General features: G+C 69.5%; 18 protein-coding genes. 13 read left to right on the top strand and 5 right to left on the bottom strand.

Features of this window, described 5'->3' with window-relative positions; translation table 11 throughout:
- Positions 1-13: 13 nt before the first annotated feature.
- The 3 genes from ACFKCF_RS38615 to ACFKCF_RS38605 are packed head-to-tail and all read right to left on the bottom strand — an operon-like array spanning position 14 to position 5174.
- Positions 14-2242 carry a glycoside hydrolase family 3 C-terminal domain-containing protein gene (locus tag ACFKCF_RS38615; protein WP_394500256.1) on the bottom strand — a complete coding sequence of 743 codons (2229 nt, stop codon included), beginning with the start codon at positions 2240-2242 and terminating at the stop codon, positions 14-16.
- A 27-nt stretch (positions 2243-2269) separates the two neighbouring features.
- The gene (locus ACFKCF_RS38610) at positions 2270-3589 is read right to left on the bottom strand and encodes an MFS transporter (RefSeq protein ID WP_394500255.1); all 1320 of its coding nucleotides are present in this window, start codon (positions 3587-3589) and stop codon (positions 2270-2272) included.
- A gap of 28 nt (positions 3590-3617) precedes the next feature.
- On the bottom strand, positions 3618-5174 hold the full coding sequence (locus ACFKCF_RS38605) for a glycoside hydrolase family 1 protein (RefSeq protein WP_394500254.1): 1557 nt from the start codon (positions 5172-5174) through the stop codon (positions 3618-3620).
- A gap of 170 nt (positions 5175-5344) precedes the next feature.
- On the opposite strand from ACFKCF_RS38605, the gene ACFKCF_RS38600 reads away from it, so the two are divergent.
- The 10 genes from ACFKCF_RS38600 to ACFKCF_RS38555 all read left to right on the top strand — a co-directional run bounded on the left by ACFKCF_RS38600 (position 5345) and on the right by ACFKCF_RS38555 (position 18964).
- Positions 5345-8248 carry a glycoside hydrolase family 2 TIM barrel-domain containing protein gene (locus ACFKCF_RS38600; protein ID WP_394500253.1) on the top strand — a complete coding sequence of 968 codons (2904 nt, stop codon included), beginning with the start codon at positions 5345-5347 and terminating at the stop codon, positions 8246-8248.
- A gap of 38 nt (positions 8249-8286) precedes the next feature.
- Positions 8287-9333 (top strand): LacI family DNA-binding transcriptional regulator, encoded by a 1047-nt coding sequence (locus ACFKCF_RS38595; RefSeq protein WP_394500331.1) that lies wholly within the window; start codon positions 8287-8289, stop codon positions 9331-9333.
- 69 nt (positions 9334-9402) lie between these two features.
- Entirely contained in the window at positions 9403-10890 is a 1488-nt protein-coding gene (locus tag ACFKCF_RS38590) for a family 43 glycosylhydrolase (protein ID WP_394500252.1), read from the top strand.
- Between the two features lie 131 nt (positions 10891-11021).
- Entirely contained in the window at positions 11022-13436 is a 2415-nt protein-coding gene (locus tag ACFKCF_RS38585; RefSeq protein WP_394500251.1) for a family 78 glycoside hydrolase catalytic domain, read from the top strand.
- 115 nt (positions 13437-13551) lie between these two features.
- Positions 13552-13944 carry a VOC family protein gene (locus ACFKCF_RS38580; RefSeq protein WP_394500250.1) on the top strand — a complete coding sequence of 131 codons (393 nt, stop codon included), beginning with the start codon at positions 13552-13554 and terminating at the stop codon, positions 13942-13944.
- 71 nt (positions 13945-14015) lie between these two features.
- Positions 14016-14762, top strand: coding sequence for an SDR family NAD(P)-dependent oxidoreductase (locus tag ACFKCF_RS38575; RefSeq protein WP_394500249.1), 747 nt, complete (start codon positions 14016-14018; stop codon positions 14760-14762).
- 61 nt (positions 14763-14823) lie between these two features.
- Complete coding sequence (locus ACFKCF_RS38570) at positions 14824-15507, top strand: GntR family transcriptional regulator (RefSeq protein WP_394500248.1); 684 nt, start codon at positions 14824-14826, stop codon at positions 15505-15507.
- A gap of 78 nt (positions 15508-15585) precedes the next feature.
- On the top strand, positions 15586-16740 hold the full coding sequence (locus ACFKCF_RS38565) for an acyl-CoA dehydrogenase family protein (RefSeq protein WP_394500247.1): 1155 nt from the start codon (positions 15586-15588) through the stop codon (positions 16738-16740).
- Entirely contained in the window at positions 16737-17768 is a 1032-nt protein-coding gene (locus ACFKCF_RS38560) for an acyl-CoA dehydrogenase family protein (protein WP_394500246.1), read from the top strand. Before ACFKCF_RS38565 ends, ACFKCF_RS38560 begins: the two co-directional genes overlap by 4 nt.
- Complete coding sequence (locus ACFKCF_RS38555; RefSeq protein WP_394500245.1) at positions 17765-18964, top strand: CaiB/BaiF CoA transferase family protein; 1200 nt, start codon at positions 17765-17767, stop codon at positions 18962-18964. The genes ACFKCF_RS38560 and ACFKCF_RS38555 overlap by 4 nt, the downstream gene beginning before the upstream one ends.
- Here the strand turns inward: ACFKCF_RS38555 and ACFKCF_RS38550 are convergent.
- Positions 18956-19579 carry a TetR/AcrR family transcriptional regulator gene (locus ACFKCF_RS38550; RefSeq protein WP_394500244.1) on the bottom strand — a complete coding sequence of 208 codons (624 nt, stop codon included), beginning with the start codon at positions 19577-19579 and terminating at the stop codon, positions 18956-18958. The genes ACFKCF_RS38555 and ACFKCF_RS38550 overlap by 9 nt on opposite strands.
- Positions 19580-19761: 182 nt before the next feature.
- Here ACFKCF_RS38550 and ACFKCF_RS38545 point away from each other — a divergent pair, with 182 nt between their 5' ends.
- Together ACFKCF_RS38545 and ACFKCF_RS38540 are read left to right on the top strand one after the other, a co-directional pair.
- Positions 19762-20565 (top strand): IclR family transcriptional regulator, encoded by an 804-nt coding sequence (locus ACFKCF_RS38545; RefSeq protein WP_394500243.1) that lies wholly within the window; start codon positions 19762-19764, stop codon positions 20563-20565.
- Positions 20566-20596: 31 nt separating this feature from the next.
- Positions 20597-22549: a flavin-containing monooxygenase gene (locus ACFKCF_RS38540; RefSeq protein WP_394500242.1), complete on the top strand. Its 1953-nt coding sequence runs from the start codon at positions 20597-20599 to the stop codon at positions 22547-22549.
- Between the two features lie 45 nt (positions 22550-22594).
- Here ACFKCF_RS38540 and ACFKCF_RS38535 read toward each other — a convergent pair whose 3' ends face one another.
- Entirely contained in the window at positions 22595-23374 is a 780-nt protein-coding gene (locus tag ACFKCF_RS38535) for an enoyl-CoA hydratase/isomerase family protein (protein WP_394500241.1), read from the bottom strand.
- Between the two features lie 132 nt (positions 23375-23506).
- Here ACFKCF_RS38535 and ACFKCF_RS38530 point away from each other — a divergent pair, with 132 nt between their 5' ends.
- Positions 23507-23887 (top strand): nuclear transport factor 2 family protein, encoded by a 381-nt coding sequence (locus ACFKCF_RS38530; RefSeq protein WP_394500240.1) that lies wholly within the window; start codon positions 23507-23509, stop codon positions 23885-23887.

The following is a 23887-nucleotide window of genomic DNA, read 5'->3' as shown; positions in this document are numbered from 1 at the left end:
GACGAGTGTCCTTTCAGTGGGTACGTGAGGTCGCGGCCAGCTCTTCCAGCCGTTCGACGGGCAGGTCGAGGCCGGAGATGTTGATGAACTGGCGCATGGTCATCGACCTGACCATCGCCATGTGCTCCTCGGAGATCGTCGCGTCAGCGAATCCGAGCGCTTCCAGGGTGGGCTCCGCGATGACGGGGTGCTCGAGCCAGGCGCCGATGGTGGAGTCGAGCGTGACCTCCCGAGCGACGATCTCACCGGCCAGTTCGACGCTCGACGTCACCTCGACCGTGTGTGCGTCCGGGCCGACCTGCACCTCGTACGTGGCCGGTGCGACGACCCACGCGCCGGCGTCGATGTCCCAGTACGCGAACGCCCGGCGGCCGAGCTCGAACCGTACGGTCTCCCTCTGCCCGGGGCTGAGCTCGATCTTCGTGAACGCCCGCAGTTCCCGCACGGGGCGCCGCACCGGCCCTGCCGTGGTCGCCACGTACACCTGCACGACGTGCTTGCCCTCCCACCCGCCCGTGTTCTGCACCTCGACGTCGACCGTGGCGGTGTCCGGACCTGTGACCCGCGCCGACACCGAGCGGGTGACGAAGGTCGTGTACGACAGCCCGTGGCCGAACGGATAGCGGACCGGCGTGCTGAACGTGCTGAACTGCCGGTAGCCGACGTACACCCCCTCGCCGTAGCGGACGTGGCCCTGCTCGCCCGGGAAGTTCAGCGAGCTGGCGTGGTCCTGCAGACGCAACGGGATCGTCTCCGCGAGGTGCCCAGAGGGGTTGCGCACGCCGAACAGCAGATCGGCGATCGCGCGTCCACCGCCCTGCCCCAGGACAAAGGCTTCGAGCACGGCGTCGACGTCGTCGTGCCACGGCTCGAGCGAGACGACACCGCCGTTGGACAGCACGACGACCGTGCGCGGGGCGAAAGCGGCGACGGCGCGGATCAGCTCGACCTGCTCCGCGGGCAGGTCGAGCGAGTCGCGGTCGACGCCTTCGGATTCCCAGCGCTCGCTGAGTCCGGCGAAGACGACGGCGACGTCGCACTCCCGAGCCGCCTCCACCGCCTCGGCCACGAGCTCCTCCGAGCCGGGCTCGTCCAGGCGGTACCCGGCGGCGTAGGCGACGGCCGATCCATGTGCCGTGGCCACTGCCCGGATCTCGTCCACCGGGACGTCGACCCGGTAGGCGTTCACGTGCGCGCTGCCCCCACCTTGTATCCGCGGGCGCTCGGCCAGCGCACCGAGCACGACGATCCGGACGCCGCCTCGCAGGGGCAGCGTGTCGTGCTCGTTGCGGAGCAGGACGGCGCACTCGGCGGCGAGGTCCCTGGCCAGTGCGTGGTGAGCATCAAGGTCGACCTCGGCCGTGCGCCTGCCGCGCCGGGCGTCCAGCGCTGCGATGCGGCGCACGCTCATGTCGACGACGGACTCGTCGAGTTCACCGGCGCGGACGGCTTCCAGTACCTCGTGATCCCGGCCCGCGTCACCCCCCGGCATTTCGAGGTCGAGGCCGGCTCGCACTGCGGCGACGCGGTCGACAACGGCGTTCCAGTCGGAGACGACCGCGCCCTCGAAACCCCACTCGTCGCGTAGCAGGTCCGTCAGCAGCCAGCGGTTCTCGGAGGCGAAGACACCGTTGATCTTGTTGTAGGCCGCCATGACGGTCGCCGGCTCGGCTTCACGCACGATGTGCTCGAACGCCGGGAGGTAGATCTCCCGCAGGGTGCGCGGATCGACGTCGGCGCTGATCGTCTGCCGGTTCGTCTCCTGGTTGTTGGCGGCGAAGTGCTTGACCGACACGCCCGGCCCCTCCGCCTGCAGATGCCGGACGAACGCCGCTCCGAGCACTCCGGACAGGTACGGGTCCTCCGAGTAGTACTCAAAGTTTCGTCCGCACAGGGGGGAGCGCTTGATGTTGACGCCGGGCCCGAGCACGAGGTCGACACCTTGTGCGACCGCTTCCCGGCCGATCGCGGCCCCGACGCGGGCGGCGACGTCGACGTCCCAGCTGGTCCCGACCGCGACCGCCGGGGGGAAGCAGGTGGCCGGGTCGCTGGAGAACATGGCCAGGTGGTCGTGCTCGCCGGACTGCCTGCGAAGCCCGTGCGGTCCGTCCGCCATGGTGATGCCTTCGACGCCCGCCTCCGGCAGGCTCTCGGTGGTCCAGAAGTCGCGGCCGGACAGCAGCGCGACCTTCTTCTCCAGCGCGATGCCGTCAAGGGCAGCGGGCTGCTGCTCGTCTGTCACAAGTACTCCAGCTTCAAGGAATCGGAATCAGCGCACGCTGCGGATCTTCGCCGCGGTCACCACGGCGCCGAGCCCGAGGACCGCGCCCGACAGGAACAGGACGCCGTAATTCCCTCCACCGCCGAGCCGCAGGATCACGGAGGCGATCAGCGGGGCGAGGACGCCCGCGAGGGTGCCGGAGAGGTAGTAGATGTTCATGTACTTGCCCGCCTTGTCCTTCTCGGGCATGACGTCCGAGGCGAGGGCGAGGTCGACCGAGTTGAACGCGCCGGTGCCCGCCGACAGCAGGATCCCGCCGACGGCGAAGAGCAGCATCGAAGGTGCGCTCGCGGCGACCGCGAGGCCGGCCACGATGAGCCCGGCCGCCAGGTAGATGAACGGCTTGCGCCGCTTGAACCGGTCGGAGAGCGTCCCGCCGGCGATCGAGGAACCGACCAGCGCCAGCAGGCTGAGCCCGCCGACGGCCGCGAGCTGACGTCCGGCCTGCTCGGGAGTGAAGCCCAAGCGGTCCTGCAGAAGGTACAGCTGGTAGGTGCTGAAGAACGTGGACCCGAAGGACAGGCAGAATTTCCCGAGCCAGACCAGCGCGAAGTCGGAGTGCTTGAGCGGGTTGAACCAGATGTTCTTGAATACGTCGAGGATCGATCCAACCCGCACGTCCTCGGGTGCCGGCCGATCGGGGATCACCACCAGGTACAACAGTGCCGCGGCGCCGAGGACGGCCACCGGGGTCAGGAACAGCACATAGATGTTTCCGGTCAGGAAGCTGCCGAGCAGCGTCGCCCCGACGCCCGCGACCGCGGCGGTCACTCCACCGAGCGCCCCTACCGTGCCGCGCTGCTCCGCCGGCACCTGTTCGGCGAGGAACGGGTTGATGGCGGTGCCGATCGCGGCATTGGCCAGTCCCACGACGACGTAGCCGGCCAGCATGACCGTGATCGTCGGGGCTACGGCGATGATCAGCGCGCCGATAGCCGACAGTACGAGACCCGCCGCGAGGAAGGGCCGCCGCCGTCCCCATCCCAGCCGGGTTCCGTCACTCAGCACGCCCGCGGGCAGGCCCACGACGAGGCTGATCAGCCCGCCCACGCCGAGGACGAAGCCCAGGCTCGCATCCTTGTTCGCCGGATCGATCAGTTGCACTTTGTAGGCGAGGCTGAAGAGAGCCGGCAGCAGCAACGTCAACTGGAAGCCGAACATCGTCAGCGCGTAGACCGTGATGGTCCAGGCGCTGACTCGGGGCGGGTTCTCCGGCGGCGCGGCGCTCGCGATGAGCTCCTCGTGGCCGGCGAGGAGCGCCTCGGCGGCGGCTTGCGGCGGCTCGGCAGGGGGGGTCGGGGTGGTCACGATGCCTCCATGGGCAAACCGGGTGGGTCTAGGCCGTCAGGGCGTTGGCCTGTGCAATCTGTCCGAGCCAGTGAAGGCTTGGCTTGGGCCGGCGTTCGAAGGTCTCCCGGTCCACGGCGATGAGCCCGAAGGTGGGTTCCCAGCGGCCCCATTCGAAGTTGTCGAGCAGGCTCCAGTGCAGGTATCCCCGCACGTCGGCGCCTTCGCTGATAGCTTCGTGCAGTGCTGTGAGCGCACCCTCGGTGTAGGCGATGCGCCGGGAGTCGTCGGAGACGGCGATGCCGTTCTCTGTGACGACGATGGGAACGTCGCCGACGACGTCGCGGGTGTGCCGTACGGCGATGCCGAGGGCGTCGGGCCGGTAGGCCCAGCCCATGATGGTGTTGTCCGGCTGGTCGGGGTGCGGCACGACGCCGTTCCCGTCAACGAGTTGGCCGGTGTAGGACTGCACGCCGACGAAGTCGTCGTCGCGTGCGGGCTCGAGGTACATGTCCTCCCAGATGTGCTGCACTTCGGCGTGCTTGCGCTCGCAGCCGGGGGCGGGGAGGAGCGCCTGGTTGGCGACCGTCCAGCCGACCTTGGCGCCGGTCGCCTCGCGTACCAGTGGTGTGGCGGCGCGGTGGGCGGCGATGAGGGCCTGTCCGATCTCGGCGTCGGGCAGGGCACCGACGAACTGGTACTCCTTGCCTTCCGCGAGGCGCCGCTGCTGGCCGTGGTTGACGGCGACGATGTTCGGCTCGTTGATCGTGCAGATCCACTCGACGCCGTCGAGGATGGTGCAGGCCTGCTCGGCATAACGGCAGAACGCGTCCACGGCGCCGTCGCCGAGCCACGCGCCGCGCTCGCCGAACCAGATCGGATGAGTGAAATGGTGCAGTGTGACAACGGGGGTGAGACCGAGCCGGAGAGCCGTCTCGATCATGCGGCGGTAGTGGGCGAGTTCGGCTCGCGAGAACTTGCCGGGACTCGGCTCGATGCGGGACCACTCGAAGCTGAACCGGTAGGCGTTGAAGCCCGCATCGGCGAGAAGACGCATGTCTTCGTGGTAGCGGTGATAGCTGTCCAGCGCGTCCCCACTGAACTGCACCCCGTGGTCCGCGGCGGTGTGCTCCAGCTGCCACCAGTCGTTGTTGAGATTGTTGCCTTCGACCTGGTGAGCAGCGGTAGCGGCTCCCCACAAGAAGCCGTTCGGAAAGGATGAGGACATTGGGTTTCTCCGTGTGCGGGTACTGATGAACTGCCGAGCGTCTTCGGCGGGTAGGCGGCGCGTGTCCCCGGCGACGTCAGCCGACGTCGTAGGTGGCCCTTGGAGCCGATGCGAGCCCAAGGGCTCGTTCGGCTTCCGCCTGCCCATGGCGTTGTCCGGTGGTTCGAGCACGTCCTCCTCCGCTCCAGCCGCGCCGGTCAGCTGAGCCTTCGTGGAGGTTTCTGCTGGTGGCTGAGGGATAAGGCGGTGATGTGCCACCGCCGGTGACGGCAAGGTCGGACGGCTGTGGGATGAGGACAGGCCGTCATGGTTACTCCAGCGTTTCGGCCCGCTTTCGCGTGCAAGCTTGGCGGTTACCGTAGCTTCCTCAACTTTCACGCACAAGTACTTGCGCGCGAAAGTTACCCTGCCTACAGTGGGGGCCTTGTCCGCCCGGCAGGCGGTGGCGCGTGGGACGCGGGGCATGCGTCAGGTACGCCGAGCCGCGCCGGCCATGCGTGGCGACGCCCGCACTCACCCGAGGAGTACTTCCGTTGAAACGCCTGCCCATGAGCGCCTTGCGCCGTGCCCCCGACATCGTTCTCGATGGCACGTGGGAATTCCGGCTCCTGCCGTACGAGCAGGAATGGAAGCGGGTCGAGGTGCCGGACCTGTGGACCATGAGGGAGAAGGCCGACCCGCCCCACTACCTCAACATCGCGATGCCGTTCGACGAGGTGCCCCCTGCCGTCCCGGAGCCCAACCCGACCGGCGTCTACCGGCGAACCGTGGACCTGGCGCCACCTCCGGGACGCCGGATGATCCTGCACATCGGCGCGGCCGAAGGTCATCTGAGCGTCATTGTCAACGGCCATGCCATCGGGACCAGCACCGACTCACACCTCGCGGCCGAGTTCGACATCACCGACACCGTGACGGCGGGCCTCAACACGATAGAGCTCGAGGTGGCCAAATGGTCGGAGGCCACCTATCTGGAGGACCAGGACCACTGGTGGCAGTCCGGCCTGTCCCGGACGGTGTTCCTGTACACCGTGCCGGAGGTGCATCTGGCCGACGTAACCGTCGTCGCGGACTACGAGGCAGGGCACGGAAACCTGCGAGTGACAGTGGCCACGGCCGGACTGGATCATCTCCACGAGGTCGCCTGGTCGGCGCGCATCACGGTGCTCGGCCGGACGGAGACACGCACGATCGCCCCGCGTCTGGTCGAACCCGCCTTCACACCGCCGTTGACCGATCGCTCCGAGCGGCCCGAGCCGCTGGGGATTCCCGACGGCTTCATGGATCTGCTCAGCATGCGCGCGGCCGGCGCGTCCATCGCCGAGGACTTGCGCCCGGTGGCTGAGCACGTGATGCCCTCGCGGGAGAAGGCGGGCACTGCGGTGCTCACCCTCGACGCGCTCGAGGTTCCTGCGTGGACCGCGGAGACCCCTCATCTGGAAGACCTGCTGGTCCAGCTGGTCTCGCCCGAGGGCGAGATCGTGGATGCGGCCCGGCTGCGCATCGGCTTTCGCCGGGTGCGGATCGAGGGGCGCGATCTGCTGGTCAACGGCGAGCGCGTGCTCATCCAGGGCGTCAACCGCCACGATGTGGACCCGCGTACCGGCCGCATCATCTCCCGAGACCTGATGCTGGCCGAGCTGTCCCTGCTCAAGCGGTTCAACGTCAACGCGATCCGCACCTCGCACTATCCCAACGACCCGGACTTCCTCGATCTGTGCGACGAGATCGGCTTCTACGTCATCGACGAGGCCGACATCGAGGGTCACGCCTTCACCACCACGCTCGCCCACGACCCGCTTTACCTGCCCGAGTTCCTCGAGCGGGTCTCGCGGATGCTGCTGCGCGACCGCAACCACCCATCCGTGATCATCTGGTCGCTCGGCAACGAGACCGGATACGGCCCCAACCACGATGCCGCCGCCGCATGGGCGCGCGGCGTCGACCCGACCCGCCCGCTGCACTACGAAGGCGCGATCGCACGCGACTGGCACGCCGGTCACGCGGCCAGCGATCTGGTCTGCCCGATGTATCCCTCGTTCGAGGCACTTGCGGCGTTCTCGGCCGACCCGAGAGCCGACCGGCCGGTCATCTTGTGCGAGTACGCCTACTCCCAAGGCAACTCGACCGGCGGACTGGCCGAGTACTGGCAGCTGTTCGAGAACCTGCCAGGCCTGCAGGGCGGCTTCATCTGGGAATTCAAGGACCACGCGCTCGACCCGGACGGCGACGGCCGCTACCGCTACGGCGGCGACTTCGGCGACGAGCCCAACGACGGCATCACGCTCCTCAACGGTGTCGTCTTCCCCGACCTCACCCCTAAGCCTGCGCTGTACGAGGCGCGCGGCCTGTTCAGCCCGATCCGCATCGCCTCCGGCGCCGAGGAGGCCAAGGCCGGGACACTGCGCATCCGCAACCGGCAGACCTTCGCCGACCTCGGCGCCTACGAGCTGCGGCTCCAGGTGGAGACCGAAGCCGGGCCGGCGGGCGCGGTCACGCTCGCCGCGCCGCCGGCGGCTCCGGGCGCGGAGGCCACGATCGAGCTGCCCCCTTCCATCCGCGCCCTGCTCGGCACGGCCCTGGCACTCACCGTGGCCGTGCATACGAGGCAGGATGCCGTGTGGGCGCCGGCGGGAACGGAGATCTCCGCCCATCAGATCACCATGCCCCGCCCGCTGCCGCACCTTCCCCGCGGCACCGGCACCACTCACGCCGAAGTGCGTCACCCGCTGTTGCGCCGGGCACCGCAGTTGTCCCTGTGGCGGGCGCTCACCGACAACGATCAGTCGTTCGCCCTGGACAACCGGTTCATCCGCGCCGGGTTCTTCCAGCTCACCCCCATCGACGTCCGCGCCGACGGTGCCACGACGACCATCCGCTACTGCGCGGCCTTCGGGGACGAAGTCGTGCATACTCGCACCGTCACCGTGCTGGACGAGGGCGATTTCCTCCTGGACGAGCAGGTGACGCTGCCCGACATCGGTGCCGATGCGCTGCGGGTGGGCATGGAGTTCGAACTCGCCGACGGCTTCGAGCGAGCCCGCTGGGTGGGGCTTGGGCCATGGGAGAACTACCCTGACCGGCGAGCCGCGGCCCTGCTCGGCGCTTGGGAGAGCCCGATCGATGAGCTCGCGGTGCCGTACCTGAAGCCGCAGGAGAACGGCAGTCGCGGGGAGGTCACCGAGCTGCGGCTGTCCGGCCCGGCCGGAACCGTGCGGACCGTGCACGCGACACCCCTGCACATGAACGTGAGCCGCTATTCGGCCAGCGAGCTGGAGACGACCGGCCACTGGTGGGAACTGCAGCCGAGCGGCAAAACCGTCGTCCATCTCGACATCGCCCACCGCGGTGTCGGCACCGGACTGCTGGGTCCTGACACCCGGCCCGCGTATCGGCTGTCACAACCTGAATACCGCTGGCAGTGGCGCCTGACGCTCTCGGCCGCCGGCTGAGGTGGCGCCTGGACAGTCACAACCGATTTGGTGAGATCATGGGAGAGCTTACGCGTGCAAGCCCTGTCGCAGTCAGAGGTGAAGTTCCCGTGACGGAGCGCAAGAGGCGTGTCACCGCAACCGACGTGGCCCGCTCGCTGGGGTTGTCCCGCACCACTGTGGGATACGTGTTGAACAACACTCTCGGTCAGAGCATCCCCGCCGCCACCCGTGAGCGGGTCATGGCCGAGGCCGCGCGCCTGGGCTATCGGCCGCACCGGACCGCCCAAGCCCTCGCCAGCGGACGCAGCATGATCATCCTGCTGGTGCTGCCGGACTGGCCGATGGAACACAGCCTGCGCCAGAACCTGGAGACCGCCTCCCACATCCTCGACCATGCCGGCTATGCCTTGGTGACCTACACCCGCCACGAAGGAGGCCAAGCCCGACCCCTGTGGGAGATGCTCAATCCGGACGTCGTCATCGCCTGGACGTCCATCTCCGCTGCCGAGCGGACCTCCATGCAGGCCAGCGGCATCACCAGGATCCTGCCGGTGTTGCAGCAGGAGCGGTCCGCTCTGGCCTCACCCACGCTCACCGCAGGCACTCATCTGCAGATCGAGCACTTGTACGAACAAGGTCACCGGCGGGTCGCCTTCGCAACCAGCATCAATGAGCGCTTCTCCCTGCTGTCACAAGGACGGGCGGAAGCGGCGCGAGAGGCGGCCGACCGGCTCGGCGTCGACCTGCTCGACCTACGTCCAGTCGACCACCGCGATGGCACTGTCCACCAGGCCGTACGGGAGTGGCACGCGAAAGGCGTCACCGCCGTGGCCGCCTTCAACGACGACATCGCCGCGATGACCGTGGCCGCCGCACAGAGGGCCGGCCTGTCCGTTCCGGACGATCTGGCGGTCATCGGCCACGACGACACACCGATGGCGAGCATGCTCTACCCGTCACTGTCCAGCGTGAGCATCGACAGCGTCGGCCTGGGCCGCTACCTGGCGAAGCTGGCCCTGCACGCGGCCGAGGATCGCCCCTTGCCCGAAGCGCCGCCAGACCTGCACGCCGCCATCGTGGTCCGCGAATCCACCCGGCGGTAGTCCGCGCACCATCGTCCCCTGGGGACGGAAAGAGCGGCCTCGCAGCAGAGGCCGCCCAGGAGTCACACCATGACGACAACACCCATCATCGCCGGGTTCCACCCCGACCCGACCATCTGCCGCGCGGGAGACACCTACTACATCGCCAGCTCCAGCTTCGAGTACGCGCCGGGAGTGCCGATCCACCGCAGTACCGACCTGGTGTCCTGGACGTTGGTGACCAACGCGCTGCAGCGTCCCGACCAGCTGGACGTCCATGCCGCCCCGGCGAGCACAGGAGTCTATGCACCGACGCTTCGCCACCACGGGGAGAAGTTCTGGCTTGTCACGACGAACGTGGTGGAGATCCACCGCGGCCAGCTGATCGTCTCGGCCGACGACCCCGCCGGCCCATGGTCGGAGCCGGTCCATGTGGACGGTGCCATCGGGATCGACCCCGACCTCGCCTGGGACGAGGATGGCACGTGCCACCTCACCTGGGCGTCGACCACGCCTGAGCTGACCGGCATAGCCAGCGCGCCGATCGACCCCGCGACGGGCAAGATGCTCGCTCCGCCGAGGCTGCTCTGGACCGGCACTGGGCTGGCGTATCCGGAGGGCCCCCACCTCTACCGACGTGACGGCTGGTGGTACCTCATGCTCGCGGAGGGCGGCACGGAGCGGGGGCACGCGGTCACCATCGCGCGTTCCCGTTCTCTGCATGCGCCTTTTGAGGCGGCGCCCGCCAATCCGATCCTCAGCCATCGCAGCTCGAGCCATCGCGTGCAGAACACCGGCCATGCCGACCTCGTCCAACTGGCCGACGGCTCCTGGGCGATGGTGTATCTCGGGGTACGTCCCCGCGGCCAGAGCCCGATGTTCCATGTCAACGGCCGCGAGACGTTCATCGCGGGCGTGGAATGGATCGACGGCTGGCCAGTGGTCGATGAGGAACGCTTCGCCCCCAATCCGCCGGACCACTCGTTCGTCGATCGGTTCGACTCGCCCGAACTCGACCCGCGTTGGGTGTCGCCGAACCTGTTCCCGCATACGTTCGCCAGGTGGCAGGCGCCCGGCCGCCTGGTGCTGACAGCGCGTGCCGAAGGCGAGCCGAGGCCGGTGCTGGCAGCACGAGCACGAGACCTCGAGTGGACCGCGGAGGCCCGGCTCGACACCTCCAGGGGCACCGGGCGCCTTCTCGTCGGCATCGACTGTTCCCACTGGTACGGACTCACGGCCGACGCCGAAACGGTCGAGGCCACGGTCGTCATCGGACCCGCGAGCACGACCGTCGCGCGGGTGCCGATTCCCCCCGGCGACGGCGTGAGGCTGCGTATCTCGGTCCGTGAGCCTGCGGCGGTCGGCCTCATGCCGCCGCCGGAGCCCGACATCGTGGAACTGGCTGTCCTTGCCGCTGACGGGACGCCCCAGGTCCTCGGCGCCTTCGACGGACGCTACCTGTCAACGGAAGTGGCCGGTGGCTTCACCGGTCGCACCTTCGGCGTTGAGCCGATCGCCGGCGAGGTCGTGGTTCACGAGGTCTCCTACCGTGTCCACACCGCCACGGCTCAGACCTGACGCGCCCACACCCCAGCGCTCGCCACCGGCCCCGCACCGCCGTACATCACCCATCTGCACCGCCGCCCGCACCTTGCTCGGTGGCCTGGTCATCCTCCGTTTCAAGTCCCTCTGCTGAGGAGTTTGCCTTCATGTCGTTCGTCACAGCGCCGTTCTCCGCCGAGTCGCCTTACTTCCGGCGCGAGTTCACCTCCGACGGGCCGCCGGACCGCGCCCGGCTCCAGGTGACCGCGCTGGGGATCGTCGAGCCGTATCTGAACGGCACACGGGTGGGTGATGAGGTGCTGGCGCCCGGCTGGACCTCCTACCGGCACCGGCTCCAGGTCAGCACCTATGACGTCACCCCGCTGATCCGCTCGGGCGCCAACGCCTTGGGCGCGATCGTCGGCGAGGGCTGGGCCGCCGGGCGCCTCGGCTTCGAGGGCAAGAGGCACCACTACACGCGGCGGCCCGCCTTGTACATGCGGCTGGAACTCGCCTACGGCGAGCAGACAATGATCGTCACCACCGACGGGCAGTGGACGGCCGGCACCGGTGCGGTGCTGGCCGCGAGCCTGTACGACGGCGAGACATATGACGCACGGCGAGAGCCGGACGGCTGGAACCTGCCGGGGTTCACCGGCGTCTGGTCGCCAGTGGAGCTCTTCGACTGGGATCTCGGCACGCTGGTGCCCATGGTCGCCACCCCGATCCGCCGGATCGAAGAGCTGGCCCCGGTGGAGACGTTCGTCAAGGACGGCAAGACGATCGTCGACTTCGGGCAGAACATCTCCGGCTGGGTACGACTGGCCACCACCGGCGAGGCCGGGCAGAGCGTGACGATCCGCCACGCGGAGATCCTGCGAGACGGCGCGCTCGACACCGAAACCCTGCGCACGGCCCGGTCCACCGATCGCTACACCCTGCGCGGCGGCGGCCAGGAGGTCTGGGAGCCGCGCTTCACCTTCCACGGCTTCCGCTACGCCGAGATTGACGGCCCGTTCGACGAGGTCAAAGCGGTGGTGGTGCACAGCGACATGCGCCGTACCGGCTGGCTCGACACCTCCCACGACCTGCTCAACCGCCTGCATGCGAACGCCGTCTGGTCGATGCGCGGCAACTTCGCCGGCGTGCCGACCGACTGCCCGCAACGCGACGAACGGCTCGGCTGGACCGGCGACCTCAACGCCTTCGCCCCTACTGCCGCGTTCCTGTACGACGTTCGAGATGTTCTCGGCTCCTGGCTGGAAGACCTCGCCGCCGAGCAGCGCGAGAAGGGCTACGTGCCCTGGGTGGTGCCGGACGTGCTGTCCACGCCCTCTTCCCCCACTGCCCTGTGGAGCGACGTGGCGGTCAGTCTGCCGTGGGTCCTGTTCCAGGAATACGGCGACGACGAGATCCTCAGACGCTGCTACGACTCCATGGCCGCCTTCATCCGAGACGTCGAGACCAGGCTCGACGACAAGGGGCTGTGGAACAGCGGCTTCCAGTTCGGCGACTGGCTCGACCCCGACGCACCCCCGGAGAACGCCGGAGGCGGCAAGACCGACCGGCATCTGGTGGCCGCCGCCTACCTGGCCAAGACCACGCGCGAGATGTCCGACACCGCCCGCATCCTGGGCACGGCCGATGCCGGACACTTCGCGTCGCTGGCCGAAAGGACGCGGGAGGCCTTCCGCGCCGAATATGTCACCAAGAACGGCCGCGTCGCGGGTGAGACCGCCACCGCCTACGCACTGGCCATCTGTTTCGACCTGCTCGACACCGCCCAAGAAGCGCACGCCGGCACGCGTCTGGCGCAACTGGTCGCCAAGGCCGGATTCAAGATCTCCACCGGCTTCGCGGGAACTCCGCTGATCCTGCCCGCCCTCAGCAGGACCGGCCACCTGGAGGAGGCGTACCTGCTGCTCCTGGAAACCGGCTGTCCCTCCTTCCTGTATCCGGTCACCATGGGCGCTACCACGATCTGGGAGCGCTGGGACGCCGTCCGTCCCGACGGTAGCCTCAACTCCACCGGCATGACCTCGCTCAACCACTACGCCCTCGGCGCGGTCTGCGACTGGCTGCACAAGATCGTCGGCGGCCTGATCCCGCTCGAACCCGGTTACCGGCGCATGCGCATCGCCCCCAAGCCCGGCGGCAGCCTCACGCACGCCACCCTCACCCGCACGACCGTCCATGGGGAGGTCCGCATCGGCTGGCGCGTCACCGACCGGTTCACTCTCGACGTGACCGTTCCCGACGGCACCCACGCCCTGGTCGAACTGCCCGACGGCCAGACCGCCGAGATCACCGGCGGCAGCCGCTCCTTCGACTGCGGACTGCCCGACAAGGACGGCCCCCGCGAGCCGTACACCATGGACACCCCGCTGAAGACGCTCGCCGGCGACCTGGCGGTGTGGCGGGCGCTGACGGAGGTGTTCGCCAAGCACTTCCCCGGCATCCCCCTCGACGGCACCGCCCCTGAGGCGGCCGCATATTCGCTCAACCGGATCGTCGACTTCGTCCCCTGCGCGTCCGAGGAGCTGAAGAACGACCTGGAGACCGCGCTGGGAGGCTCGCGATGAGACCGGGAGTGCGCGGTGCGCGGGGTTTCCAATCAGTGGAACACTCGCGTCCGCCGCCGCCCGCCGGCCGGTGTACTGGCCTTCGCGACGGGACTCATCACTTCCAGGAGGCACCATGGCCGTCGGTCAGCGCTTCGCGTTCACCAAGCTCCTCGTCGGCGATCTCGAAGCTGAGGTCGCGTTCTACTCCACGGTGCTGGACCTGGTCACCAAGCACCGAGTCTCCGGCGGGGAAGGGCCCGAAGCGCGCGAGGAGGTGATCCTGTGCGCCGCGGGCCACGAGGAGCCTTCCCTAGTCCTGCTCCACCGCCCTCACCAGGCACGCCCCGAGCCTGGTGAGACCGTGCTCGGTTTCGTCGTCGACGACGTCGAGCAGGTGGTGCGGGCGGCGGAGGCCGCCGGGGGAGTCGTGCGGGTCGCCTCCAGGACCGTGCCGCAGGCCGGCATGACCGTCGCCCAGGTCGAAGACCCCGAAGGCCACCTGGTGGAGCTGCTCCAGCACCGATAACCGGTTGGTGCGGCCATGAACAGGGCTGGGAAGGCCCCGGCCCGTCATTGTGCAGAGGAAGGGAAGAGACGATGTTCGATCTGTCGGGCCGTACCGCGTTGGTGACCGGAGCCGGTCAGAACGCGGGGGCAGGGATCGCCCGCGCGCTCGCCGCGCAGGGCGCTGCCGTGGCGGTCAACGATCTGGTGCCCGAGCGTGCCGAAGCGGTGAGCAAAGAGATCACCTCCGTCGGGGGACGCGCTGTGCCCGTCGTCTTCGACGTCACCGATCTGGAGGCGGTGCGGGAGGGCGTCGGGCAGGCTCGCACAGAGTTCGGGCGTCATCTCGACATCCTGGTCCACAATGCGGGCATCCCCGCCGACTTCGGGCAGGGACCGTTCCGCACGCTCGCGCCGGACCGGTGGCGGGCGCCGGTGGAGATCAACCTGTTCGGAGCCATGAACTGCGTGTCGGCGGTCGCCGACGACATGTGCGAGGCGGGCTGGGGGCGGATCGTCCAGATCTCCTCCGGCGCCGCGCGCACCGGCTCGGCGGCGGGCATCTCGCTGTACGGGGCCGCCAAGAGCGGAGTGGAGGGCTTCATCCGGCATCTGTCCCAGGAGTTCGCCCCGTTCGGCGTGACCGCCAACTCTCTCGCGCTCGGGCTGCAGAGCAACGTCGCCGGAGACAGTACGGAGGAGTTCGCGCGGCGAATCCCGACCCGCAGGCTCGGCACGCCGGAAGACGTCGGGGCGGCCGTCGTCTATCTCGCCTCGCCGGAGGCCTCCTGGATGACCGGCCAGACCCTCAACCTCAACGGCGGCAGCGTCACGAGCTGAACAGCGGAGCGCGTGCGGGGTGGCTCAACCCCTACGGTGGAGGGGGATCGTGAGGAGTGCCATGCCGTCCAGGAAGACTTCGCCCACCGCCGCGCCTGCCGCCGGTCAGGTGGTGGCGCGGGTGGTCGACGAGATCACGCAGATGATCGTGTCGGGGGAGTTGCTGCCCGGCCAGCAGATCCGGCAGGAGCACATGGCGGCCGCCCTGGGAGTCAGCCGCCTGCCAGTGCGCGAGGCACTGCGACAGCTCGCCGCGGACGGCCTGGTGGTCCACGAGCAACACGTCGGCTTCGCCGTGACCCGGCTGAGCCGCTCGGAGTTCGACCAGGTCTATCTCATGCGCCGGCTGCTGGAAACGGAGGTGATCCGCAGCCTGCCCCGGCCCGGCGCTGACGAGCTCGACCGGATCGCGGCCCTGGCCGAGGAGGTCGAGCGGGCCGCCGCCGAGATGGACCTGCCGCGCATGCGCACCCTCAACAGCCGGTTCCACTTCGCGATCTTCGCCTTGAGCGATCTGAATCTCGTCGTAAGCGAGATCAGGCGCATCTGGACGTGGGCGCTGCCCTATCACGCGGTCTACCTCCATGACGAGGCGGGACGGGAAAGGATCCTGGCCGAGCATCGCGCGATGGTCGCCGCCCTCGGCGCCGGAGACGTGGAGCGGCTGGTGGAGCTGATGGACACGCATCGCGCGGGATCGGCGGACCAGTTGAGCCTGATGCTGGCCCCAGGCGCGGCACGCTGACTGTCCGCTCAACGGAACATTGTCCCTTTTGGCTGGCCCTGACCTCATAGCGTGAACCGGACTGAAGGAGGAGTCCGGTTGACGACGACCATCCATCTTCCCCCACACCGCCTCAGCGCGGCCTCGCAACGGCTTCGCGACGAGGTTCGCGGCTTCCTCGACGACGAGCTGGAGGCAGGCGCCTTCGTCCCGCGCTGCGACGCGTGGATGTCGGTGGCCGATCCGGCCTTCAGCCGCCGGCTGGGCGCGCGCGGCTGGATCGGCATGACGTTGCCGAGCGCCTACGGCGGCCATGACCGGTCACCCCTGGAGCGGTTCGTGGTGACCGAGGAGTTGCTGGCCGCGGGCGCGCCCGTCGCCGCGCACTGGATCGCCGACCGCCAGATGGCGCCGTCGATCCTGCGGCACGGCAGCCAGGCGCAGCGGGAACGCTACCTGCCGGCGATCGCGCGCGGCGAGTGCTACTTCGCCATCGGGATGAGCGAGCCCGACGCCGGCTCCGACCTGGCCTCCGTACGCACCCGCGCCCGGCAGGTCGAAGGCGGGTGGGAGATCACCGGCACGAAAGTGTGGACGACAGGGGCGCACTTCGCACACGCGATCGTCGTCCTGGCCCGTACGGACGGCTCGCCGGCGGACCGGCACTCGGGGCTGTCGCAGTTCGTCGTGGACCTGCCGGCACCAGGCGTCGAGATCCGCCCTATCCACACCATCGACGGGGAGCACCACTTCAACGAGGTGATCTTCGACGCGGCCGTCGTCGCTGAGGACAGCCTGCTGGGCGAGCGCGGCGCGGGGTGGCGGCAGGTCACCGCCGAGCTGGCGCACGAACGGTCCGGGCCCGAGCGCTACATGAGCACGGTGCCGCTCCTGCGAGAGTGGGCGGAACAGCTGCGCGGGCAGGGCGGCGGTGCGGCGGCGGAGCGTGAGCTGGGCAGGCTCACGGCACGCGCCTGGACCCTGCGCCAGATGTCGTTGTCCGTGGCGGCGGCCCTGGCCGAGGGGCGGCCGACCGAGATCGCCGCCGCGCTGGTGAAGGATCTCGGATCCCGCTTCGAAGGAGACGTGGTCGAGACCGTACGGAGGCTGGCGGGCATCGAACCCCGCAAGAACGGATCGGGCCTGGAAGGACTTCTCGCCGAGGCGATCCTGCACTCCCCGGCCTTCACCCTGCGTGGCGGAAGCAACGAGATCCTTCGCTCGGTCGTGGCACGCGGACTGGGGGTCCGATGAACGAGGATCTGCGCGCGGAGATCCGCGCCGCGGTGACCGCCCTCCTGGGCGGACAGGGTGAGGGCCATACCGGCCACCAGAGGGCGTGGAAGCAACTGAGCGAGGGAGGATTCCACCTCGTCGGCGTTCCCGAGGCGGCCGGCGGCAGCGGGGGCAGCCTTGGCGAGCTGGCGGTCGTGGTGGATGTCGCGGCCTTTCACGCCGTCCCTGTGCCGGTGGCAGAGACCGCTTTCCTCGCAGGTTGGCTGCTGGCCCGCGCCGGGTTGTCCGTGCCCGGAGGCCTGGCCGTCGCATCGCTCGATGAGGCTCGCGGGCACTGGCAGGACGGTGTGCTGCGGCTGTCAGGACGCCTTCGCGTGCCGTGGGCCCGGCACGCCGGCCATGTCGTCACGATGGTCCGGTGCGCAGGGGAGTACATGGTCGCCGTCATCCCCGGCGATGCCGGGGCGGAGCTGGTGACGGCGGAGAACCTGGCCGGCGAACCACGCGACCTGCTGGTCCTGGAAGGAGCGGTGGCAGCCGCGTCCGCCGCCGCGCCGCCCGGCCTGGACACCACCGCGCTGCTGATGCGGGGCGCGCTGGCCAGGTCCGTCCAGCTCGCGGCGGCGGCCCGCGCGGTGCTGGTCTCCGCCCGCCACTACGTCACCGAACGCGAGCAGTTCGGCCGCCCGCTCGCCCGCTTCCAGGCGGTGCAGCAGCACCTGGCGGCGCTGGCCGCGGAGGTCACCGCGATGCAGGTGAGCGCGGAGGCCGCCGTGGCCGCGGTCGAGCACGAGGACGCGGACGCCGAGGTGGCCATCGCCGCGGCGAAGGCGACCGCCTCGGCCGGCGCGCAGCAGGTCGCCGCGATCGGCCATCAGCTGCACGGCGCGCTCGGCTACTCCAGCGAGCACCACCTCGGGGCGGTGACCACGCGGCTGTGGGCCTGGCGCGACGAGTTCGGCAACGAGAGCGACTGGCACGACCACCTGGCCGCCGCCCTCCACGACCGCACCTGGTGGCCGCTGCTGACAGGGAGTGCCAGATGAGCGGTGCCGTCCGCGGAGTACGGGTGCTCGACCTGAGCCGGGTCCTGGCAGGGCCGTTGTGCGCGCAGATGCTGGCCGACCATGGCGCGGAGGTGATCAAAGTGGAGGCGCCCGCGGGTGACGAGACCCGCCGGTGGGGCCCGCCGTTCGTCGACGAGGCCGAGACGACCAGCGCCTACTACCAGGGCCTCAACCGCAACAAGGCCAACGTCGTGCTCGATCTGCGCACGCGGCCGGGCCGTGAGGTGCTGCACGATCTCATCGCCCGGGCGGACGTGGTCGTGGAGAACTTCAAGGCGGGGACGATGGAGGGGTGGGGGCTGGGGTACGAGTCCCGGCTGGCGCGGGAATTCCCCCGGCTGGTCTACTGCCGCATCACAGGTTACGGCGTCGACGGCCCTCTCGGCGGTCTGCCCGGCTACGACGCCGTGCTCCAAGGCTACGGCGGGCTGATGAGCCTGAACGGCGAGCGCGACGGCGACCCGCTACGCGTCGGGGTGCCCATCGTGGACCTCACCGCGGCGCACCAGGCGTTCGCCGGTGTGCTGCTGGCCTTGCTGGAACGCGCAGGCAGCGGGCGGGGCCAGCTCGTGGACGTGACGCTGTTCGACGCGGTCCTGTCGATCCTGCATCCGCACTCCGCCACCTACCTGCAGTCCGGCGAGGTGCCCGAGAGGACCGGCGCCGCGCATCCGACCGTGGCGCCCTACCAGGTGTTCCGCACCGCGGGGCAGGGCCGCCTGTTCGTCGCCGCCGCCAGCGATGCCCAGTTCGCCGCGCTCACCGAGGTGCTCGGCCGCCCGCACCTGGCCGGCGATCCGCGCTTCCGGCGCAACAAGGACCGGGTGAGCCGTCGCGCGGAGTTGCTGGCGGAACTGGAGCCCGTCTTCCTGCTGCACGATGCCGGCGACCTCGCCGAAGAGCTGGCGGCGCGCGGCGTGCCGGCGAGCCCGGTGCACGACATCGACGGCGCGCTGTCCGCGCCGCACACCCGGCACCGCGCCATGGTCGTCCAGGACGGGACGTACCGCGGTGTCGGGGTTCCGATCAAGCTGGGCCGGTCGGCGGCGGTGCCGCCACGTGCCCCTGCGGCGGCAGGGGCCGACACTGGCCGCGTTCTGACCGAGCTGGGCTACAGCCCGGAGCGGATCTCGGCGCTCGGCCGTTCGGGGGCCTTCGGGCCGCACTCACCCTGAGGAGGGCCGGGCGACGGCGACCGTGCGGACGCCGTCGAGCACCATGCGAAAAGCCTCCCGCAGCAGATCAGCGATCTCCTGGCCGGAGTCGGAGACGATCCACTGCATGAAGACATGCCGGGTGGCCTGCACCACGAGGTAGGCGGGCAGCGAGCGTTCCAGCGGACGCTCGCCCCACCCGAGGCGCTTACCGAGGAATTCCGCCACAGCCTCGGACAGCTCCTCGTCGACTTCCATCCAGCGCAGCCTGTACTGCGGACTGGCGGCCATCACCGCCAGGAAGCGACGCTCGGAAGGGCCGACGGTCTCCTCCTCCAGCGCCGACATCCACACCCCGACCAGCACCTCGATGAGATCCCCGTCGCAGGGCGCCTCCCGCAGAGCCCTGATGACCAGCTGCGAGCTGTGGCGGAACAGCGGCCGGACGACATCCTCCTTCACCGGGAAGTGACGGTAGAACGTGCGGGTGGCGATGCCCGCCGCCTCGGCGATGCGCTCGACCGTCGCCGAGGTGTCGCCATCGGCGACGAAGATTTCGGCCGCCTTGTGAGCGATCGTCATACGGAGTTCCTCGGTACGCCGCTCCGTCAAGCTCTGCCGGATGGGCTTGGTCATGGGCAACACCTCACAGCCTCCCAGTCTCCCAGAGGCTTGGCACCATCCCGATCCACATTTCGTATGCGGAAACTGGATCCAATGTGTTTACACCGCTGCAACCGGGTCGTAAGCTCACGAGGTGTCAGTTTGTGCCATACAGGCACAATGTGCAACCGGCGATGCGGCCGGGGAGGCAAAGCATGACCACGGCACAGAGCCCTGGCTCGCCCATCACCATGATCGACAGGGTGGCGTCCCTGCTGCAGGTCTTCGACGGCCACCCTCGGCTCACCCTGGCGCAGATCGCGCGGCAGGCCGATCTGCCGCGTTCGTCGGCGCACCGGATCCTGCAACGGCTGGTGGAGCTCGGCTGGGTGGATCGGGAGGGCTACCAGTACCGCCTGGGACTGCGCATGTTCGAGCTGGGCAGCAAGGTCGTCCAGCGCGAGCGCCTGCACCAGGTCTGCCTTCCCTTCATGTACACCCTGCACCGCTCCACCGGCTTGACGGTGCACCTGAGCGCGTTGATGTCGGGCGAGGTGCTGCACCTGGAGCGCATCGGCGACTGGCCGGAGAGGGGGGAGGGCTGGCGCTCCGGAGGGCGCCAGCCCGCCGTGCACTCGGCTGCGGGCCGTGCCATCCTCGCGCAAGTCACCGAAGGTGAGTGGCCGGACCTGACCTTCCCGCCTCCGGCCACCGTGTACGGCGTCCACACCCTCACCCAGCTGCGACGCGACCTGGAACGCGTGCGCGACCGAGGCGGCGTCGCCCTTGACGTCCAGGGTTGCACCGCGGGGATCACCGCGGTGGCGGCCTCCATCGGCCCATCGGGCAGCGACCTGCGCGCGGCTCTGTCACTGTGCGGGCCTGCCGAGACGATGCCGGCACAGGAAGCGGGCGATGCGGTGCGCATCGCCGCCATGGACATCTGGTACGCCGCCTCCGGACTGGCCCGCCGCCCCGGACGGGCCGCGCGTGTCGCCACGATCACGCGTGCCTGCTGAATCACCCCCCATACCAAGAGACCGGTGACCCATGACCTTGATATCCCCGGACGACCCCACCTACGTGCTGGCCCGCGTGACCGATGTCGATCGCGAGGCCCTCGACGCGGCCATCGACGTCGCCGAGCCGGGCGCCCTGCTGATGGCGCTGATCCACCACAGCGGGGATACCCGTCTCCTCGACGAGTTCAAGGCAAGGCTCGACCAGGAGCGCCGTCACACGCAGGCGATCATGGGGGAGTACCCCGCGGCGGTTGCGGCCGAGGTGCGCGAGCGCGCCCGGCACCTGCTCCACGGGCCGCTGATCCCCCGAATCGCCGTACCCGACGACGAGCTGTTCCGCCGGATGGCGGAGCTGTGCGTGGACGACGCCGTCGGCGACGAGTACGTCCCCCACCTGCGCGAGCAGGGCGGCTTCGAGCCCGCCCGACGGGTCGTTCCGGCCACCCGCAAGCCGCCGGCCGACTTCACCGTCGCGATCATCGGCTGCGGCATGATCGGCCTGAACGCCGCGATCAAACTCGGCCAGGCCGGCTTCCGGTACCAGGTGTTCGAAGAACGCGACGACCTCGGCGGAACGTGGTCGCGCAACACCTATCCGGGCTCGGCCGTCGACACGCCGAGCCACTTCTACTCGTACTCGTTCGAGCTCAACCCCGGCTGGTCGAAGTACTACCCGACGGGACCGGAGTACCTCCGCTACCTGCGCCACGTGGCCGGCAAGTACGACCTCTACCCGCACATCACCTTCTCGACGAAGGTGCTCGGCTGCCGCTGGCAGGAGGACGACCAGATCTGGGAGGTCACCGTCCGCCACAAGGACGGCTCCGTGCGCACGCGTCGAGCCAACGCCGTGGTCACCGCCACCGGCGTGCTCAACGCGGCTGCCATCCCCGACATCGACGGCATGGACACCTTCGAAGGCGAGACGATGCACACCGCCGAGTGGCGCCATGACGTGGACCTGAGCGGAAAGCGGGTGGTCGTCCTGGGCACCGGCTGCACGTCCGTCCAGGTGGTGGCCTCCATCGCCGAGCAGGTCGAGTCCTTGGACGTCGTGATGCGCCAGCCGCACTGGGTCATCCCTGAGGGTAAGGTCGCCGCCGACGTGCCCGAGGGCATGAGGTGGGCGCTGGAGCACATCCCGTACTTCCACCAGTGGTTCCGCGTCAAGACCTACTGGTGGGCCGCGGACAAGGGCTGGTCCGTCCCGCGCATCGACGAGGAGTGGTACGCCACGCACGTCTCGTCGTCCCCGGCCAACGACATGGTGATGCAGGTCTGCCTGGATTACCTCGACCGGTCGTTCGCCGACCGTCCCGATCTGAAGGAGATGCTGACGCCGGACTTCCCGCCGTTCGCCAAGCGGATCGTCAAGGACCCCGGCTTCTTCGAAGCCGTCAAGCGCGACAACGTGTCGCTGCACCGCGGATCGTTGCGGCAGATCCGCCCGGACGGCGTGGTGACGACGGAGGGGGAGTTCATCGCCGCCGACGTCATCATCTGGGCCACCGGCTTCAGGCTCGAATACCTCGGCTTCCTCGACGTCGTGGGCCGCGGCGGCGTCAGACTGTCCGAGGAGTGGGCAGAGGAGAACCCGAGGGCGTATCTGGGCATCACGGTGCCGGGCTTTCCCAACTTCTTCGTCACCGCAGGCCCGAACGCCGCACCCAACCACGGCGGCGGCCACAACGTCACCAGCGAGGAGCATGTCCACTACGTCGTGGAGAGCCTGCAGTACCTCGTCGAGAACGGTCACTCCGCGATGGAGCCGACGCGGGAGGCGACCGAGGACTACAACCGGCGCGTCGATGAAGAACTGGACAAGACCGTCTGGAAACACGGCGGTACGGCGAGCGGGTACTACCGCAACAAAGCCGGACGTGCCTGGGTGGCCTGCCCGTGGCGACTGGTCGACTACTGGGCCATGCTGCGCGCGCCGGAGCCACGCGACTACATGTTCACCTCATCATCCGAAAGCTGATAGTCACGCACGAGGGGTGCGGGACTACCGCACCCCCAAGCGTGGTCACTCCCCGCGGAACACCGGGGAACGCCGCTCAAGGCTCGCCGCGATGCCCTCGGCGCAGTCCGCGGTCGCCCACAGCCGCGCCTGCTCGGCCAGCTCGTGCTCCAGAGCCTCGGCGACACGGCATGCCAGACCGGCCCGCAGCGTCGAGCGGATCGACCTCACCGCCAGCGGCGCCGCCGACGCCAGCTCGCCTGCCCAGGCCAGCGCGTGCTCGCGCTGCCGGCCGGGCTCGGCCAGCCGGTCGGCCAGCCCGATTTGATGTGCCTCCTGGCCGCGCACCGGCCGGGCGCTCAGCAGCATGTCGGCCGCCGCCTGCCGGCCGACGATCTCCGGCAGCGTCACGCTCAGCCCGAACCCCTGATGAAAACCCAGCATCGCGAAGTTCGCGACGAACCGGGTGTTCTCATCGGCGACCCGGAAGTCGGCCGCGCAGGCCAGCCCCAGCCCTCCGCCCACGGCAGCTCCCTGGACCGCGGCGATGATCGGGGTCCGGATCTCGAATAACTGCGCCGCCCGCCGGTACAGGCGCTCCGACACGGCGACCCGGTCGCCGTCGAAGGCACCGCCCGTCCCGAAGTCGGCGCCGGCGCAGAAGTGCTTGCCCTCGGAGGCCAGGACGAGCACCCGGCAGTCCGCGCTGCCGTCCAGGTCGCGGGCGGCGTCCACGAGCAGGCCGATGAGATGCTCGTCGAAGTAGTTGGCGGGAGGCCGGCGCATCTCCAGGAGCCCGACCCCGTTCTCCACCGTGACCGACAGATCCTCGCTGTCTGCTCGCACGAACGGCCTCCGCAACATCGGGGATGAATTTGCCTCCCACCCTGCCCGACGCCGGTCGCCGCCTGCGTCGAGGCGTCCGCTCAGTGGACGTCCGCCCTCGGACGACCGCGATCAAGAGGACAGTACGTCTCCATGACCTCCGATATCGCCAACCTCCTGCACGCGTTCGCCCGTCTGGCCGACGAGGGCACCCCGCACGACCTCGGCGTCCTGCTCACCGACGACGTCGAGTGGGCGATGGCCGGCGCGCACTGGTGCGGACGCGAGCAGACCGTCGCTGGGCTGACCCGGATGCGCGAGCTCGGGCACGCCGGCCCGGACTCGGGCAACCGGCATGTGATCACCAACCTGGAGGTGCACGCCACCGGCGACCGCGCCACGGCGCTGTCCTACTTCCTGCTCGTGTCCGCCGGCCCGCCCGCGGCGATCGTCACCATCGGCTCCTACCGCGACGAGCTCAGGCGGGGTCAGGACGGTCACTGGCTGCTGGCACGCCGTGAGGTGACGACCTGA

The sequence above is a fragment of the Nonomuraea sp. JJY05 genome, from assembly GCF_043496855.1.
Lineage (GTDB): Bacteria > Actinomycetota > Actinomycetes > Streptosporangiales > Streptosporangiaceae > Nonomuraea.
This window is presented reverse-complemented; position numbering and strand designations above follow the sequence as displayed.

Excerpts from the sequence above, each read along its gene's own strand:
- ACFKCF_RS38600 (WP_394500253.1), top strand. The coding sequence starts at position 5,345 with ATGAGCGCCTTGCGCCGTGCCCCCGACATCGTTCTCGATGGCACGTGG.
- ACFKCF_RS38595 (WP_394500331.1), top strand. The coding sequence starts at position 8,287 with ATGGGAGAGCTTACGCGTGCAAGCCCTGTCGCAGTCAGAGGTGAAGTT.
- ACFKCF_RS38590 (WP_394500252.1), top strand. The coding sequence starts at position 9,403 with ATGACGACAACACCCATCATCGCCGGGTTCCACCCCGACCCGACCATC.
- ACFKCF_RS38585 (WP_394500251.1), top strand. The coding sequence starts at position 11,022 with ATGTCGTTCGTCACAGCGCCGTTCTCCGCCGAGTCGCCTTACTTCCGG.
- ACFKCF_RS38580 (WP_394500250.1), top strand. The coding sequence starts at position 13,552 with ATGGCCGTCGGTCAGCGCTTCGCGTTCACCAAGCTCCTCGTCGGCGAT.
- ACFKCF_RS38575 (WP_394500249.1), top strand. The coding sequence starts at position 14,016 with ATGTTCGATCTGTCGGGCCGTACCGCGTTGGTGACCGGAGCCGGTCAG.
- ACFKCF_RS38570 (WP_394500248.1), top strand. The coding sequence starts at position 14,824 with ATGCCGTCCAGGAAGACTTCGCCCACCGCCGCGCCTGCCGCCGGTCAG.
- ACFKCF_RS38560 (WP_394500246.1), top strand. The coding sequence starts at position 16,737 with ATGAACGAGGATCTGCGCGCGGAGATCCGCGCCGCGGTGACCGCCCTC.
- ACFKCF_RS38555 (WP_394500245.1), top strand. The coding sequence starts at position 17,765 with ATGAGCGGTGCCGTCCGCGGAGTACGGGTGCTCGACCTGAGCCGGGTC.
- ACFKCF_RS38550 (WP_394500244.1), bottom strand. The coding sequence starts at position 19,579 with ATGACCAAGCCCATCCGGCAGAGCTTGACGGAGCGGCGTACCGAGGAA.
- ACFKCF_RS38545 (WP_394500243.1), top strand. The coding sequence starts at position 19,762 with ATGACCACGGCACAGAGCCCTGGCTCGCCCATCACCATGATCGACAGG.
- ACFKCF_RS38540 (WP_394500242.1), top strand. The coding sequence starts at position 20,597 with ATGACCTTGATATCCCCGGACGACCCCACCTACGTGCTGGCCCGCGTG.
- ACFKCF_RS38530 (WP_394500240.1), top strand. The coding sequence starts at position 23,507 with ATGACCTCCGATATCGCCAACCTCCTGCACGCGTTCGCCCGTCTGGCC.